Source organism: Pseudomonas salicis, assembly GCF_057128705.1.
In genome coordinates this window covers 437,514-453,392 of sequence record NZ_JBSKHU010000006.1, presented here as the reverse complement: position 1 = coordinate 453,392, position 15,879 = coordinate 437,514, and the positions used below count along the sequence as shown (strand labels likewise).

12 protein-coding genes are annotated in these 15,879 nt (G+C 57.1%); 2 read left to right on the top strand and 10 right to left on the bottom strand.

Going from position 1 to position 15,879, the window contains the following annotated elements; genetic code table 11:
- Positions 1–32: 32 nt before the first annotated feature.
- Positions 33–764, bottom strand: coding sequence for a WecB/TagA/CpsF family glycosyltransferase (locus tag ACWKWE_RS23465; RefSeq protein WP_483851852.1), 732 nt, complete (start codon positions 762–764; stop codon positions 33–35).
- Positions 765–976: 212 nt separating this feature from the next.
- Between ACWKWE_RS23465 and ACWKWE_RS23460 the strand changes: the two genes are divergently transcribed.
- Complete coding sequence (locus tag ACWKWE_RS23460) at positions 977–2,026, top strand: glycoside hydrolase family 5 protein (protein ID WP_483851851.1); 1,050 nt, start codon at positions 977–979, stop codon at positions 2,024–2,026.
- Between the two features lies 1 nt (position 2,027).
- Here the strand turns inward: ACWKWE_RS23460 and ACWKWE_RS23455 are convergent, their stop codons facing one another.
- The 9 genes from ACWKWE_RS23455 to ACWKWE_RS23415 form a co-directional block, all read right to left on the bottom strand.
- The gene (locus ACWKWE_RS23455) at positions 2,028–3,305 is read right to left on the bottom strand and encodes a hypothetical protein (protein WP_483851850.1); all 1,278 of its coding nucleotides are present in this window, start codon (positions 3,303–3,305) and stop codon (positions 2,028–2,030) included.
- A gap of 49 nt (positions 3,306–3,354) precedes the next feature.
- Complete coding sequence (locus tag ACWKWE_RS23450) at positions 3,355–4,296, bottom strand: glycosyltransferase family 2 protein (protein WP_166593926.1); 942 nt, start codon at positions 4,294–4,296, stop codon at positions 3,355–3,357.
- Positions 4,297–4,373: 77 nt separating this feature from the next.
- Complete coding sequence (locus ACWKWE_RS23445; RefSeq protein WP_166593927.1) at positions 4,374–5,738, bottom strand: lipopolysaccharide biosynthesis protein; 1,365 nt, start codon at positions 5,736–5,738, stop codon at positions 4,374–4,376.
- A 25-nt stretch (positions 5,739–5,763) separates the two neighbouring features.
- Positions 5,764–7,155 carry an undecaprenyl-phosphate glucose phosphotransferase gene (locus tag ACWKWE_RS23440; protein WP_483851849.1) on the bottom strand — a complete coding sequence of 464 codons (1,392 nt, stop codon included), beginning with the start codon at positions 7,153–7,155 and terminating at the stop codon, positions 5,764–5,766.
- A 91-nt stretch (positions 7,156–7,246) separates the two neighbouring features.
- Positions 7,247–9,421, bottom strand: coding sequence for a GumC family protein (locus ACWKWE_RS23435; protein ID WP_483851848.1), 2,175 nt, complete (start codon positions 9,419–9,421; stop codon positions 7,247–7,249).
- Between the two features lie 56 nt (positions 9,422–9,477).
- On the bottom strand, positions 9,478–10,005 hold the full coding sequence (locus tag ACWKWE_RS23430; RefSeq protein ID WP_483851847.1) for a polysaccharide biosynthesis/export family protein: 528 nt from the start codon (positions 10,003–10,005) through the stop codon (positions 9,478–9,480).
- Between the two features lie 45 nt (positions 10,006–10,050).
- Entirely contained in the window at positions 10,051–11,211 is a 1,161-nt protein-coding gene (locus ACWKWE_RS23425; protein WP_483851846.1) for an outer membrane beta-barrel protein, read from the bottom strand.
- A gap of 1,029 nt (positions 11,212–12,240) precedes the next feature.
- Positions 12,241–14,613, bottom strand: a complete 2,373-nt coding sequence (locus ACWKWE_RS23420) for a TOTE conflict system archaeo-eukaryotic primase domain-containing protein (RefSeq protein WP_483851845.1) — start codon at positions 14,611–14,613, stop codon at positions 12,241–12,243.
- A 187-nt stretch (positions 14,614–14,800) separates the two neighbouring features.
- Complete coding sequence (locus ACWKWE_RS23415; RefSeq protein WP_323115015.1) at positions 14,801–15,229, bottom strand: helix-turn-helix domain-containing protein; 429 nt, start codon at positions 15,227–15,229, stop codon at positions 14,801–14,803.
- A gap of 184 nt (positions 15,230–15,413) precedes the next feature.
- Here ACWKWE_RS23415 and ACWKWE_RS23410 point away from each other — a divergent pair, with 184 nt between their 5' ends.
- The gene (locus ACWKWE_RS23410; protein WP_267819898.1) at positions 15,414–15,755 is read left to right on the top strand and encodes a YkvA family protein; all 342 of its coding nucleotides are present in this window, start codon (positions 15,414–15,416) and stop codon (positions 15,753–15,755) included.
- Positions 15,756–15,879 lie beyond the last annotated feature (124 nt).

The following is a 15,879-nucleotide window of genomic DNA, read 5'->3' as shown; positions in this document are numbered from 1 at the left end:
CCCACAGAAAGCGTTAGCTCACTTGGACGGGATCAAGTGCCCGAACGATTACGGAACTGCCGAGCGATGATCGGCAGAATGCGGTAGGCATCCACCGCGTAACGTCGACCCAGCCGTTTGGGCTCAGTGCACAGCCGATGCAGCCACTCCAGTGAAAGCCGCTGGACCCACATCGGCGCTCGCCTGACTTTGCCTGAGAGAAACATCAGCGACGCCCCCGTGCACAACCCGACTCCGGTGGCACCGCCACGCTTGTACACCTCGCAGGCGAGAACCTCCTGGCGGGGCGAGCCGACGGAAAACACTGTCATGCGTGAACGCTGCCGCTGAATGAAATCAACGCAACGCTCGACCTCTTGCGGGTCGTCGATGAAGCCCATGGGCGGGTTGTAGTGATGAAAGGTCACGGAGGGATAACTGCGCTTGAGCGTGGTGATGACGTCTCGCTCGCACCCCAGAACGGTGACGTCCCATTGCCTGAGCTGGGCGATGTTCATCATGGCCCTGGTCAGTGTGCTGCCGGGAATGGGCTCGGCGATCCCCGCATTCAGGCGCTGAAGCACCGGATAAAGAACGCGGCTGTCGCACAACCGATGCCCTGCATACCGATAGGCTTCGCGAAGCTGCTCGTCATGTTCGAGCAATACGATGTGATTGACGTTGGCAGTCACCAGGTATTTAAAAGGGGCGTCTGTGAGGTTGATCAGCTCGTCGATGAGCTCCCGTTGTCGTCCACGATAGAACTCGATTCCAAACACTTTCATAGGGCGGGCTCCTGCTAATGAATAATCGCGTGCAGTGCCGGACCACACTGAACAGCAGCGCGAATCCGGCGTGTGCGACCCTCTCGGGTACCAGCGGCAAACATCGGGAGCGACGAAACAAACAGGCACGGCAAAGCCGCGCGTTGCCTGAACAACACGAATTCCGTCCGGGAGATTTCCGCGGTGAAAAAACGGTGAGGATGAGTCGCGCTATGAGGTGGTTGCGCAGATCGGTGTTGGCCGGCCTGACGCTGACGGTCTTTCAGGGGCTATACATCCCCGCCCAGGCGGCCACCTTGCCCATGGTGCTGATCAACGTCTCGGGCGCCGAGTCGTCGGAAGGCAAGTTTCCGGGCGAAAACGGAACGGACTACTTCTTCCCCAGCGAAGGCTATTTCGCCCGCTGGAAAGCCAAGGGCATACGCACCGTGCGCTTTCCAGTGAAGTGGGAGCGATTACAGCCGGTGTTGGGCGATGGGCTGGACGCCACGTATGCCGGGTTGATAGACAAGATGCTCATGCAGGCGAACCAGCAAGGCATCGGCGTGATCATCGATGTGCATAACTATGCTCGGTATCGACAGCAGGTGATTGGCAGCCGCGACGTGACCGTCGACCATTACCGTCAGTTGATGCAGCGCATTGCCGAACGCTGGCACGACGCGCCAGCGCTGTATGCGTACGACTTGATGAATGAACCCCACGATGACTCCGACGCCATCTGGCCGCAGGCCGCGCAGGCCGGGATCGACGGAATTCGCAAGGTGGACCGCAAGCGGCTGATCATTGTCGAGGGTCGTGACTGGGCAAGCGCTGCCCGCTGGCCGCAGAACAACGACGCCTTGCTGAAGCTGAAAGACCCGGCCAACAACCTGGTGTTTTCAGCCCATCTCTATCTGGACAGCAACGGCGGCGGGACCTACACGGACCCGAAAAACCGTCCCATTGATCCTGATATTGGCGTGAACCGGGCCAAGCCCTTCATTCAATGGCTACAGAAAAACGGCCGTCGTGGGCAAATTGGTGAAATGGGTTTTCCGGATAACGACCCTCGCTGGGCGGTAGCCGCGGACCGACTGCTCAAATACTTGCAAACGTATTGCGTGCCGCTGGCGTACTGGACATCGGGCGAGAGCTGGGGCCGCGAGCCGATGAACCTGGAACCGATCGATGGCCAGGACCGGCCGCAATGGCAGGTGTTGGCCAAATACCTGGACACGCCCACATGCACACAATACGGCCCAAGCGCTGCCCGCCGCTGACTTAGCGGTGCGGTTGAATGGGTGACTGATATACCGATTCCGGCAAGGGCCGACCCACGCTTGACTCGCGCACCGCCGAGGCGCGCGCAAAATACACGAAAGCCGCGAGGGCCAGCCCCGTCAGATCGCCGCCGTACATGATCGAAGTCGACAGGAAAAAATTGAACGCGTTAAGGGTGAAATCCAGCTGCAAGCCACTGAGCAGATCCCCCTTGCGCCGGCACTTGCGCATGATTCGCCAGTAACCGAAGTAGTAGAACCCGGCGATCAGCGGGGTGAGAAAGCCGAAGCGGTACAACACGCCCAGCAGCCCCACGTCCGACAGGTAAAAGTAGGCGTTGTACAGCCGCGCAAAACCGCTCTGCCACTGCAACGACAACGCCCCCATGCCGACGTAATAATTCGCGGGTACTTCTCGTAGAACGATGTCTGAGGTGGTCACGCGCACGCCGCCTTCGGTGGTGGCTTCGCCAATGAGCGCGTTGAATTGCTGGTATTGGTCCTCGAAAAAATCCGGCGCGATGAAGTATGCGACCAACACAATCCCGATCATCGCCGCGCCGGTTTTCAGCAACACGCCCCAACGTGTGCGAAAGATCCAGATGCCTCCCAATACCCACATCAACATGGTGTTGCGTGTTTGCAGCACCAGCCAGAGATAGGACGCGAACAGCAACAGCAGCAAGACCGATCCCAGCGAGTAGGCACGTCGGATGCGGTACATCAGCATGTAGGCACACACGCTGACGTAGGCCGCGCCAATGCTGAAGCGATTGGGTCGGAGTGGGTTGAGGCCGTAATCCTTGTCATCGACGTTGAACGTGACGTCGTTGTTTTCCGGCAGCACGCCGAAGTAATACAGGTAGCCAACGAGCACGCAGGCCAGGCCGGAGATCAGGAAAAACCGTTCCAGTTCGTCCTGAGTCGGTTTCGCCCGGATCATCAGAAACAGGGCCGGGAAGAACAGCAGGTAAAGAAAGCTGCGACGTTCTTCGAGCATGCCGTAGAGAAGGGGCTGTCCGAATTTTGCGTTGGCCAAGAACGCTGACAGCAATGGCAACAGCAGGCCGAAGCACACGATCCACAGCGCCGCTCTCGACTGATGCGCCCGCTTCCAGACCAACAGCAAGCCGAGCGCGGACACCACGACTGCAACGATGAACAGCTCGCGCACGTAGGGCAGTCCGGCTTTTTTGTTGTCGGTCAGGAACAGGCATGCCGAATTCAGAAACAGCAGGATGAACAGCAACGTCCGGTATGAAAAAAGCGCTCTGGTCACGACGAAATACCTTCATGGGAGAAGCCAGGCAAGGCAGGGGGTTAGCCCTTCAGCGCCAGGAAAACGCGAACCCCTCGCTGATGCCTTTCAGGCCATAGCGAATGTTTTTCAGACTACGGCTGTTTTGCAGCACGGTGATCGACGCCAGCGCCAGCGAGGAAACGACGCAACATGCAGTGGAGTGGAATTTGCGGTTGTACATGATGGCGGCACGGTTCCGGTAAAAATGGTACAGGTGGCTTTTACCTTTGGTGCTGCCGCTGTCGCCATGCCGGGCGAAACTGCCCAGCGCGACTTGGCAAGAAATACCTCGGGCCGCTGCACGCCGTTGCCAGTCCACTTCTTCGGAGTACATGAAGTAACGCTCGTCCATGAGGCCCACTTCTTCAACCACCCTGCGGGAAACCAACATCGACGCTCCCATCAAATAATCGGGCGTGGGCAAATTGAGCTGCGGGAGTTGCGAGCGATCGGCTTTTTTACCGATCAACCTGGTCTTGCCCAACCACGGGTAAACGGTGCCGCCGCCCACGCACTGAACCATGTCCGGGTTGTCGGCGTAGACCAGAACGGACGCGCTGAATCCGCAATAAGGATCGCTGTGCATCGTGTCGAGCAGCCGTTCCAGCGCACCGGGTTCGACGGTGATGTCGTTGTTCAGAATCCAGAAATAGTCGTACCCGGCGCGGGCCGCGTAAGCGATGCCGACATTATTGCCTCCGGCGTAACCGTGGTTGCCGTTGTTCCTGATCAAGCAGCGGTCATACCGGCGGGATTCGTGAGCGATCTCTTCTTGCGTGGTGATGAGCGTGTCGGTGACATCCCGCTGCACCATGTCACTCAGCAACTTTTTGTAATCGGAAGCATGGGAGTCGTTATCGATGACGATCACCGGAATCGAACCACAGGCCTCAATCGAGCGGATGCAATTGAGCGTCTGCTCGGCGCCGTTCCAGTTGAGGATGATCGCGCAAACCTTTTCAGTATTCATGGGTGCAGAGCCTCAAGAGGGATGAGCGAACGGCAGGCGTAGCTGCCGCCCGATTCGGAAAAAACCGTTTTTTTAGGTCAGGGGTGTGCCGCCTGAAGACGGCGATGCCAACGCCGCCCTTCGATCAGCACGATCACAATCATCGACAGGTTGATCAGCACGTTCGCGGCGGCGAAGGCCATGACCACAGCCAGTGCATCCTTGAAGAAAAACGCTCCCGCCATCACCGCCGAAATACGCAGACTGGTGCTGACGATTTCGAACACTAGAAAAGTTTTTTGCAGCGAAAGCGCGGGGATGGCCACCAGGCAGGGGCCACCAATGAATCCGGCAAATTCAGAAATCGCCAGCCATCGTGCGTACTCTCCAGCAGTGTGCCATTGCCCTCCGAATGCCAGATCGAACAGCCACGGCCCGGCGATGACCAGCGCAGCGAACGGCACCAGCCCTGCGAGCGACATGCCCATCACGCCACGCAGCAACAGACCGGTCACGGCTTCTCGGGCATGAATCGCTTGGGTGATGCGCGGGTAATACACGCTGCCAACAGCCTTGCCGATGAAGTTGCTCGGCATGGCCAGCACTTGCAGGCACAGCGCGAAAAAGCCAGCCGGGACAGCGCCGAAAGCGGACGCCAGCACCAGGGTCGGCATGTGCACCGACAGGGCATTGATCAAGACTTGAGGCGCACGGAAGAGTGGGAAGTCCCGGTATTCGGACGCCAGCTGACGCAGCGTCTTACGAGGTTCGATCATCGCTTCCGGCGAGGCCTTGAATAAGCTCGGCTCCCGTCGCAGGCGAATGCCGATCAGCAGCAACGCGCTGTGGATCACGTAATAGAGCGAGCTGGTGATCACCAGAACTGGCGCCGTCGCCATGATCAGACCGGCGCCCGTGCGCGTCGCGTTGTAGATCAAGGCGTGAAACGTAGCGGCGCGGGCGGTGAGGTTGAAGCGCTGATTTCGGTAGAGCCACTGCTGGGTGATTTCCAGCACGGCCGAACTGAACATGACCACAGGCAGCCACATCAGGTAGGGGATCAGCAGATCGATGCCCAAAGCATGGGAGGCCTGTTCACCCCAGCCGTATAAGAGGAGGGCCGTGATGCCACAGATCAGCGCCGCCACCCACAGCGACAAGCGAATCAAACCCCGGGCATCCCGCTCTGATTGCGGCAGCACAATCGACATCGGGTAGGTGAGGGCGCACCACGGGATGAGGATAATGGTCAGGCTTTGAAAGGTGCCGACCACGCCGAAGGCTTCTGGCCCGTAGATCCGCATGATCACCGGGATCAATGCCAGGTTGATCGCCTGCGCCCCCGCGCTCCCGGAAATAGTGGTGGCGATGTTGCGCACCAACCGCGCCTGCCATACCTGCCGAACCGCGCCGCGCCACCCAGTACCGGGCAAACCCGAGGCGGTGAATTCGGGATCAGCCATGCCGTTCTCCTTCGCCAGCAGGCGCTTAATAAATGTTTCGTGAGAACAGGGTGAAAGGGGTGATCAGCAGAATCTTGATGTCGAGCCAGAGCGACCAGTGATTGATGTAGGCGAGGTCCTTTTCGATCCGCAGCTGCATCTTTTCCAGGGTCTCAGTTTCGCCACGCAAGCCACTGATCTGCGCCAGGCCGGTGATGCCCGGCTTGATCCGATGCCTCGCCATATAAGCGAGGATCTTGTCGCCGTAATAGTGATTGTGGGCGACGGCGTGAGGGCGCGGCCCGACCAGCGCCATTTCCCCGCGCAGCACATTGATCAACTGCGGCAGCTCATCGATGGAGGTGCGGCGAATGAATGCGCCTACGCGGGTGACACGGGAGTCGTTTTGCGTCGCTTGTTTCACTGATGTGTCGTCGTGTAAGCGCATGGAGCGAAACTTCCAGACCATGATGATCAGGCCATTACACCCATGCCTCGGCTGACGAAAAAACACCGGACCGGGAGACGACAGCTTCACCGCAACGGCCACGCTCAGCATCATTGGCAGCAGGACGATCAACGCCATCAACGCAATGCAACGGTCGAACAATTCCTTGCCCAAGGCTGCCGCCGGATGCGAACTGATTGGGGTTTCGTTCAGGTAGATCGCAGGGAAACGCTCGATCTGCGAGATGGACTGATTGAGCAGCATCATGCTGCTGAAATCAGGAATCCACACCACGTCGACGCTGAGGTCCAGCAGGGCCAGGTAGATCGCTTCTATTTGTGCCGCCTTGCTCAACGGCATCGCGATGTACACGCGACGAATATTGCTTCGGCTCACCAGATCATTGAGGTTTTCCAACGAGCCCAGCACCGGAAGATCATCGTCGTCAGGGGCGTGAGGGACGTCATCTCCGGTCGCGACCATGCCGAGCACAGGCACTCGTTCACGCAATTGCTGAGCCAGGCTGTAGGCGAGGGGACAGGTGCCGACGATCAGCGCCGTGCGTTCGAAACGCAACCAGCGAGCGTGGAGATTGGTCAGGTAGCGCAATGGCAAGTAGCTGCACGCTTGCGCCAGGAAGCCAAAGCCGACGAGTTTCGCCAACAGCGGCTGATCCAGATTGGCATAGTCGAGGCAGACCAGCACCACGGCTGACAGCGATACCATCAGCACCAGCCAGGCAGCCAGCAACCGCAGCAGTCCAAGACCGTAGCCGTAGCGCTTGTGATAGACGTGCAGGGCCGAATAAATCGGCACCGACGCCAGCATCCCCAGCAAAAGAAGGACGCGGTAGGGAATGGGGATGTGACCGAAGTGATCGTAGACCAGGTAGCAGATGGTCAGATTGGACAGGGCCGTGGCACTGATCCACTGACCCCAGAACGTCAAGCCTCTCCGGTTGACCGAAGGATGTAAGCGTCGAGCAAGCATGGTGGTACTCCCAAGCGTTCGTCGCGTGGCCTGTAATTCGTCGCCCAGGCTGAGCTAATGATTTTCTGTAGCGACAGTCGCCGTTATCCCATTACACCGTTGCCTGATAGGCCTCACCCGGCAGATAGCCGTAATAGCCTTGATGGTCGTAGCGCAGATTGACTGCTGAGACCTGGTTAAGAATCACGCCAATCACCGGCGCCCGATTGCGCAGCAATTGCCCGACCCCACGCTGCACCACGGGCGTGGCCGAGCTGTCGGACTTCACGACGTACAACACCGCATCCGCCAACGCGCACAGCAACGCCGCGTCGCTCACCGAATGACTGGCGGGGGAGTCGATGATGATGCGGTCGTAACGCTGCTTGGCCCACTCCAGAAAACTGTTGAAGCGGGGAGAGGCGAGCAGCTCCAGCGGATTGGACGGCACGGCACCGGCTGGCAGGACATCCATGTCGCCAACTTGCTGAATGCATTCGCCGCTTCGAGCGCTGCCGTTGACCAGATTGGCCAGGCCGATATGGCCGTTGCTCAGGCCGAGGTTTTTCGCCAGCGTTGGCCGACGAAGATCCGCTTCGATCAACAGCACGCGCTCAAGGCGTCCCAGTGCGCAAGCGAGGTTCACCGCGATCGCGCTTTTCCCTTCACCGGGCACGGAGGAGGTGATCACCACCACGTTGCGACGCACCTCAATGTCGCTGAGCATGACCCCCGTTCGCGCCGTTCGAATGGCTTCGCTGAATGCCGAATCGTCGTTGTGTTCGAACTGCCGGGCGATCCGTGCGCGATTTTTCTTTTGCAGCAACGGCACCACACCCAGCACCGGGAGGCGAAGTTTCTTCTCCACGTCGTCGCTGGATTTGACGGTGTTCTTCATCGCATCACGCACCAGCGATAACCCGCACGCCAAACCAAAGCCAAGAATCGCGGCAATCGACAGAATCAGTGACTTGCGCGGCATGTTCGGGATCAACGGCGGGATGGCGTCGTCGACGATGCGCGCATTGGTCGAACCCAGGTCGGATGTCGCCGTGGTTTCCCGCAGGCGATTGACGAAGGTTTCGTACAGCGAGCGATTGCTGTCCACGTCCCGCTGCAATTCGCGCAGCTTGAACTCTTTGCGTGCGATGTCCTGAATCTGTGCACGACTGGTGTTCACCGACGTTCTCAGTGCGCTCTCGTTGGCTTGTGCCAGTTGGTAGTTGTTCTGCAAACCGGCAACGACCTGATTCACCTGCGTCGCCATGCTCGCCTTGGCGGCCGCCAAATCGGAGCGCGCGGCGACCATGCTGGGGTGCAGATCTCCGTAGCGTTTCGACAGCTCATCGACCTTCGCTTGCGCCTTCGCCACATCGGCCTGGAACTGCTGCACCACCGGGTTGTTGATCACTGCGGGCAGTGTGGAAAGCTGCCCCGCACCCTTGCCATTGATCGACTGAACTTGTTGGTACTGACTTTGGGCTTCGGCGCGTTCACGGCGTGCATCGATCATGCGATCGCTGGTACGGGATAACTCATTGGCGGTCAGCGTCGTCACACCGCCCACGTCCACCAATCCTTCGGCATCCCTGTAGGCCTGGAGCTTGTTCTCGGCCTCCTGCAATTGCGTGCGTAATTCGATGACGCGCGAATCCATCCAGCGACTGGCATTGAGTGAGTCATTCACTTGCGCGTCCAGCCGACTGTCCAGATAGCCACGAGCCAATGCGTTGGCCGCTGCGGCTGCCGTCTGCTTGTCCTCCAGCGTGACCCCAATCGTCACCAATTGACTCTTGCCCACCGAGCCCACCGACGTGTGTTCCATCAATTCCGCTACGGCGGCATCGAACACCTGTGTCGGCGTCAGCACTTCCCCTTTGCTCCACGTCGCAGGAAACATTTCCGGCCAGACTGAGGAGACCATCGCCTTGAGGCGCGTCATCAGGTAAGGCCGTTGGCGCGGGTCGAACTCGGGGTGTTGCGTCAGATTGAGTTGGCGCACCGCGCGTTCTGCCACGCCGCGACTCTGGATCAAGCTCAGCTGCGTTTGGAGGTAATCGCTGGTGGGGTTGTTGGGATCGGCAGGCGGCTGAAAGGTGATCACCGACGTGCCCTTGGGTTCGATCACCAGCGATGCCACCGCGCGAAACATTGGCGTGATTGTCTGCATCAACGCTGCGGCCAGTATTACCGCGAGGAGGGTGAGGGTCAGAATGCTCCATTTGCTCGACCACAGCGTCTGACCGATCTTGCGCGAATCGATGAAATCCTTGTCTTCATCGGGCATGCCGGCGGGATACCGTGGAATCTCGTTTCTTCTGCTAATGCTGATCTGGCCCATGATCAAAAGAACCCCTGATCGATGTTAATGGTGTCACCCGGTTCAACCAGGGTGCTCAGCGTTGCCTTGATCTCGTTGCGTTTTAAGTCGGAGCCACGGACCAACGTGATGCGTTTGTCAGAGGCCCGCTCGGTCAAGCCGCCTGCCAGTGCAATTGCCCGGTCGAGCGTCAGCCCTGGCTGGAATGGATAGCCGCCTGGCAACTTGACCTCGCCGCCAATGAAAAACGGCCGGTACTTGAGCACGCTCACCGACACTCGCGGATTCACCAGATAGCCGTCCTTGAGCTTGGTGGTGATCAATTGCTCGACGGCCGTTGGGGTCATCCCCTTCGCAACGACTTCTCCGAGAAACGGGTAGCTGAACGCGCCGGCATCGTTAAGGACGATCTCCTTGAAGGTGAGGTCGTTTTCCCCGAATACGTTGATGGCGATCGTATCGCCGGAGCTCAGTTGGTACTGCGCCGCCGCCCACGTCGATGCGCTACAGACCAGCAACATCGCGGCGATCATGATTTGACGTACAGACATGAGGGCACCTCCTTTCCAGAATGAAACGCTTGCGACCGGGTGCCCCTATAGACTCAGGGCGACCGTCAGCATGTACACGTTGCGGATGTAGGTCTGATCGCTGAGATCAGAGTCGTTCTTCCACCGCTGATACCCGAGCGAGACCTCGGCCCATCGAGTGGGTGAGTAGATAACCGATGCGCCGTAGTCATTCAGCTTGTCGTCACGGCCTCCCACGCCCAGGTATTCGAGGTCGGCGTAACGGTAGTGCACGTCAGTGGCGACCCAAGGCGTCCAGGTGTGCCGCCAACCCAAACGCGTGCTGGTGTCGTGAACGGTATTTGCGCCATCGTCCCCTTCCTCGAAGGCTTTGCTCGCCTTGATGGAAAACGTGGAATACGTGCGCGGCTTGTACTCGACGTTGGCCTCCCATGTCGGGCTGCTGTAGTCGTTCACGTCGTTGTTGTCGAAGTTCTTGCGCTCGTAGCCCACGCGCACGCTGCCACTGAGCTTGGCGGTGATGTCACGTGTCACACCGACGAGGGCCGCGTCGCCGGTGCTGTTGCGCGGGCTGTCAGAGAGGACGTAATCGAAGTCGCTGTGGCGTAACTCCACCAGCGTTCGGGTCTGGCCGCCAAGGCGGTGATACCAGGTGCCGATGTAAGTCTTGGTGTCGTGTTCTTTGTCGTCGTTAAGGGTGCCGCTGTTGCGATAGCGCAGCTCTTGGTACTCCGCTGACACCTCAAGCTGGTTCATCGCCGTTCGCGCGCCGTAGATGTAACCCACCTTGCCATTCTTCAATGTGTACTTGTCGTTCTCACGCGGCTCAGCGGTTTGCACCGTGTCTTCAGCCCGTTTGTAGCCCAACTCCCAATTCAGCCTGTTACGCGCATCCAGTTCCATGACGCTTCTGGCCGTCAGCGCCTGATCAACGTGGTCAGCGGCTGAGTGGTCCTGATAGGTGCGGCTATCGACGGCGTACTCCAGTTGATAGCCGCTTGTGCGGGTCTGGGTTTCCAGCACAAACGTCGGGCGCACGGAGGTGATCCACGACGCTTCCTCGTGGTCCGGCAGGGTTCGAAAGTTGTCGTCGTAAAACTCGCTGACTTTCAGCGTTGGCGTGAAATCAAATCCGCCCAGTTCCACGCTTTGAGGTTTGCCTGCCATGGCGACCATCGGGAAGGGGACAAAAACGAGCAACGTCATGAGATTTTTGCGGTTGATCATTCACACATCCTTTCACGCGACAGGGCCAAAAAACGGACATGGAAATAGAGCAAAGCGAAGCTGGAGCCCGTCCGGACATTCCAGTAGGGCCGATCTTGATCTGGGATTTTTAGCCAGTCATTGCCGAGGCGTGTCGCAGGGCAGATGGCGTACTGCTCAATCGGTTTGTCCGATGGCAGCGGGTACAACAGGCAGGATTAAAATTTTGGGTATAGCTACCGCACCGAGGTGACTCGGAAGTGGCAAACCAAAATGGGATTTCTCACATCAACCATGCGTAAAGCGGGGACGCACGGGACAACCGATGACTGCTGATCCGTCACGACTTCAGTCGCATCCGGGGAACTGCGTCGGCGACCATTGGGTGCGTCGGGACAATAGGATATGTCTTCGACGGCATCGCTCGACGGTCTGAGTATGCTTGAGGAATATGACTTGTGTGAGTCTATCGACGGACGGTCTACGAGCCCGTAACAATTTTGAGACACGTCCAACAGAGAGTGTAATTTCATCGATACAGTCATCCCTGAGCGGGCCCTCTAAGTCAGGTGTCTCCGTTCGTGAGCTTTATCTCCTGTTCGATATTTGGATCAAGTACTGTCCAGATCTGAAACGCCCACGCAATGTTCCACGTGGAACACACAATTGAAGTGTTCAAAAAAAACCGGCACATGGCCGGTTTTTTTTGCCGGGCTTAAATCACCCAGCGATACAGCAATGACAGCTGTCGATGGGCACATTAAGTGTCATGGTTCCCCCCAAGAAAATGGGGGTTCCACGTGGAACATGGGCGCCATAAATGTCGCGCGTGGAACCAAATTCGTGTCGTATTGCGGCTTCCTGGCCCGATTAAATGTCGTTTCAAAACCAGCCCTTTCACGCTAGTGGGATACGTACAGACTGAGCCGAAGACCCGCATCCCAAAGGACGACAGGAGCATGTTTCGCTACAAGCCACCATTTAGCCGCAGGCCTTCAAGCATGCGGAAACATACGCCTACACCAACGACGGCGGATCAGGTACCCCACCCTAGAGCAGTTTCATGGTAGCTAGGGTATCCATCATCCGGTACCCCATCGTCCTGTAGCCCATTTTGCGCTTTTCCCACATCCGCCTTAATGCGACGTTGCCCTCATCCACAAAATCGATGACTTGTACGTCAGTCTTTGCAGTGTGCGCTCGATGTAACCGACCGGTGTACTGCTGGAGAATTCCTCGCCAGGAAATGGGCATAGCCAGCACGAGAGTATCCAATGCAGGATGGTCAAATCCCTCACCAATCAACTTGCCAGTAGCAAGAAGCACACGAGGCGCGTCTTCAGGTAAGGACTCAAGCTCTGAAAGCCGAGCTAACCGCTGCTTTTTAGGCATTCGCCCATGGAGGGTGTAGAGGTTTTCGACATGCCCCTTCAGTGCATGCTCTAGAACATCTACATGCTCGGTACGCTGTGTCAGCACGAGCACTTTTCTACCTTGGTCATACGCGGAGCGAACGTCCGAAACAATCAGCGCGGTACGCCCCGTATCATCAGCAAGAGTTTTGAAGACGTCCTGTATCCCCGCACCGTCAGGTAATGGGATCGGACCTGAGAGCATTCGAGGAATGACTGACAAATCATGGGGAGCGCTTTCTGGTCGAGCGGCAGTATGCCGAATGGGACCGCACTGCATGAAAATGATTGGCTGCTGCCCATCTCGGCGGATGGGTGTAGCAGTCAGCCCAAGCACATAGCGCGCGGGGGCGCTCCTCAGCAATGCTTCAAAAGACACCGCCGAGAGGTGATGGCACTCATCGACAATGACCTGACCGTAATTTTTGATTAGATCGCTGATTTCACCTTTCCGCGAAAGTGACTGCATCACAGCAATATCGATCTGCCCAGTTGTCTTGGGCTTTCCACCACCTATCGTGCCGACGACCTCTTTGCCTACGCCCAAGAAGGTTTGTAAACGCGCTTGCCACTGTCGAAGCAGTTCTGTGCGATGCACCAGCACCAGCGTGTTGACTCCACGTCTGGCGATAAGCGCGGCAGCTGTTACTGTTTTGCCAAAGGCCGTAGGAGCAGAGAGTACCCCGGTGTCGTGTGGCATCAAAGCGCTGATCGCCGCCTCTTGATCTGGACGTAAAGTACCCAAAAAGTGAACGTCGAGGGAAACGCCCCCAAAGCGCTCATCCTGTAACTGCGGGGTGATTTTGTACTCTTTTAAAAGGTCCTGTACCGCATCCCAGCAGCCCCGGGGAATCCCAATATGCTGAGGAAAATTTTGTGCGCAGCCAATGACTCTGGGTTTGTTCCAGACCGACAGGCGCATGGCTTGCGCTTTGTAAAAGTCGGGATTTTGAAAAGCCGCGAGCCGGATTAGCTGGTTGGCCAAAGGCTGAGGCAGTTGCGACTTTTCAAAGTAAAGCAGGTTTGCCAGCGTAACGTTAAGGGTCGCTGGCAAAGGGCAAGTCAACGACCGGGACATTGGCTCGGGTTGCTTCCAAGGCTCGACCTCATTCTGCTCGTCGACAAAAGCAACACCCAGTGGATCGCGATTGCCCATAGCCTGAATTATAACCGGCTGGATATTTTCTGAACTCATCCGTCGAACAGAGGCTAGGAACGCCCATTGATCAGGATACGGTTCCAGTGAGTCATCGACAAAAACACTGCAATTGTTAGCCCTAGCTCGTTTTTGCAGCGGCAACGCAATCAGGTTACCGAACCCACCCTTGGGCATGTAGTCCTGGTTCGGAAAAAGCCTATCGTACGAACTGAGTGACAGTTGCCGGGTGCGCTCGCAAGCATGGCTAATGATCGCGGCCCCTAGACGGCGGGCATCAATCGCAGGCACTTTGTCTTGGAAGAAAATCCACGCGTGCGCCCCATTTCCAGAACGCGAGACTTCCAGTGCTACGGGGACATCGAGAGAGCGAGCAGCTTGCACAAAGGCCAGTGCATCTTCTCGCCAATCAGCCTCATCGAAATCGACAGCTAGGAAATGACACGTATCATCCGAAAGCAACGGATAGACGCCGACCACAATGGCTCCGGCTAAGTGACGATAAATGACATCATTGCTCACCGACAGGAGCTGGCGCTGCCCGCAATCACTGCACTTGATGCGTGGTTTCTCGCAGATTCCAGGTCGCCATTCATTGGCGCAGGCAGGTGCATAGCCAGACTTGCCGCCTCTGCTTTCCCAGCGCAACGGGTAAGTATCAATACGGCCTTTGAACAAGCTGCGGAAAAGGGCGAGTTTGCTACCAGTATCAAGGCTGGTTAGCGACTGATTACCCACCACTGGTACACATACAGGCTCAGCTGGTAGCTGCCACTCAATGCCATGTGCTTCAAGCAAAGCTATCAGTCGAGCATTTTCAGCACGTAATTTCGCCACCAGCGTGGAATCGGTCACCGCCTCGGAGCCTCAGCCATTGATAGATCGCTTTAGTCTCGTTCAGGCTATCAGCAGGGGAAGGTCGGATCAAACAACCATGACATAGCAGCCGGAGCAGAGTGCAACTCATGCCCAGGCAAGCATCAATCTGCCTAGGCGCTAGAAAGACGAATACCTAAGGCGCGGCAGGCACGACGAGCAGGCTTCATTTCTTGAATATGGACGAAATGTAAGAGCTGACTCCCCCTATGGCGATCCCAGAAAGCGCTCCTAATCCAATCAATGAGAGCTTTGATATCTGGCTGCTGCCTGTCACCCATTGATCCAAGTTTGCCTTGATCTCCTCCTCTGAAGGTAGTTCATACACAACCTGGATACCTTGCTTCTCCAAACCAGCGACTCTGTCATCGACAACCTTCATCAGCTCCCAAAGCTTGATATTAAGTGCCACAGAAGCCCTACCCAAATTTTCTAAGGTGCATGCTCTGCCGAGTTCCATCCTTCCCCACGTTGATTGGGTCAGACCGGCAATAGCGGCAACCGACGCTTGGGTCATTACGCGTCGTTCGCGCTCTTCGCTCAGTACTGCCCCGATGACCGACGCATACGTCGCGCTCTTAATTGGAAGGCTCATAACCGTCTCCTAGCCGTTCAGTCGCGGCAGCATAGCACGCAATGGTTGTAACTCAAATAAACACTAACAACCACAAAAATACATTCTAACCCACTTGACGGGTTAAGACTCTTTGATCAATTATTTTCTCACCATGAGCAGATCCTGCTGCCATGGCTTACCTAACCTCGTAGGAGCCGCAAAAATGACCACAGCCGAATTTAGCTCGGATGATTTCAGCCAAGACAGCTTCTGGAAGAAAGTGACCAAGTATGCAAAAAAAGCTGGGCGTGAGGTTGTTCAGAAAGCGCTTGAGATCTACTACATCACGATTGATGAGAAGACCCCGATGAAAGTCAAAGCGATTGGCGCCAGTGCGCTGACATATTTTGTATGCCCGATTGATCTCATTCCTGACGTCGCCCCGGTCGTTGGCTATAGCGATGATTTGGGGGTGCTAGTGGCTGCGGCAGTAGCCTTAACTCCCTATTTCACGGATGAAATTCGCCAGAAAGCCAACCAAACATTTGAGGCTTTCTTTGATTGATCCGTGCATGTGCTACGTGCCAGTCCCAGACTGGCCGTAGCGATACCCCAGCTATAAAGTATCGGTTCAGAGGCCGTCAAACGACAGACTGAATTCGGATGAGCCAATCGTGTGAACTCTGATT